We start from the raw sequence: 1186 nt of genomic DNA on the forward strand, positions 1-1186 counted from the left end.
GATAACACAATCAGATGTAGTATTTTTTTCATGGAAAATTGGAAAAGATATGCTATCTAAGAAGGTTTTTGTCTATATTGGCTGTTTCCTGGTCTTGCCAGCATGCGCGGGACATTGCAAGCCGGGTAAATTGGTGATTCGCTGCGATCTGCCGGGTGTTTGCTGCCCGTAATGCATGAGATGCAACTGGTGGCCGGCGAAGGTTCGAAAAAATGCTGCTGATCTATAGCGCATCACGCTGGCAAACTACCTCGGTTGAGCCAGAAGGAGAGGGCTTGATTTCTATGGGCGAGTCGCAGGACGGGCCGATGTCGTGCTGGCGTTCGCCATGCCATATCCTTGGTATCTTTGCCGCTTGCAACGATAACGTCCCAAGGCCCGAATCGCTGTTTGGCATCCTCAAGGCCATCGCTGGCGGCCACGGCGTCGATGCAGTCCCGAGATTGGTGTCGAGTTCCTTCACGTTCTTGTGCTCTGGAAGCGGATGTCGAATACCTGCAATGATGTCCCTGCCGAGGTTCGCTTTGTTGGGATAAGCCCATCGTTTGATGGTATGCAGGCCTTCATGAAGGACGCATGACAAGTCTATGTCTTATTTGTTACAGAATGATGACATCGTGGGTATTGATTGATGGTATTGAAGGCATATTTGGTAACTAGGAAAATCGGTTGGATTCCGCCGGAAAATATACCGATCATATCGTGTTCGTGTGCTTTTGCACCGATGCCAGTTCATATCAACCCATCGCTATGCCCATTCTCCTGATGGGGTTCCGTTACCTTTGACGGTAACCTGCTGTTCGGCAAAATGTTATTGTCCATGGGCACGAGTCCTGCTGCGGGCAGCTCCGGTAACAACGACGCGGAGACATCGAGTGAGCAATCCCGACCTTTTTCAGGCATCAATCATCCTGATGCTGGCCGCCTTGACTTCCAGTGCGCCTGTCAAGGCTCCCTACGAGGCGGATGAGGCACGGCTGGCGGGACTGGAGTCTCGTGACATCTGGTTGTCGAATGACCAGGAGCGCCGCCATCTGGTCAACCACCGGCCCGAATCCCGTTTGCAGCTTCATGCCCTGCATCGCCACGAGTCCGGACGGCACCCCTCCTAGGAAACCCCGTATCCCGCTGCGTGCTCCTCTGCCAGCCAGCCTCCGGGCTGGCGTCTGGCGCAGGACTACCCACG

At 53.8% G+C, this 1186-nt stretch carries 1 protein-coding gene; it reads left to right on the top strand.

Annotation, left to right across the window (positions count from 1 at the left end; genetic code table 11):
• Positions 1–875 precede the first annotated feature (875 nt).
• Positions 876–1112 (top strand): hypothetical protein, encoded by a 237-nt coding sequence (locus ACYQ1H_RS15475; protein ID WP_460028932.1) that lies wholly within the window; start codon positions 876–878, stop codon positions 1110–1112.
• Positions 1113–1186 lie beyond the last annotated feature (74 nt).

This window comes from Methyloparacoccus murrellii (assembly GCF_054657115.1).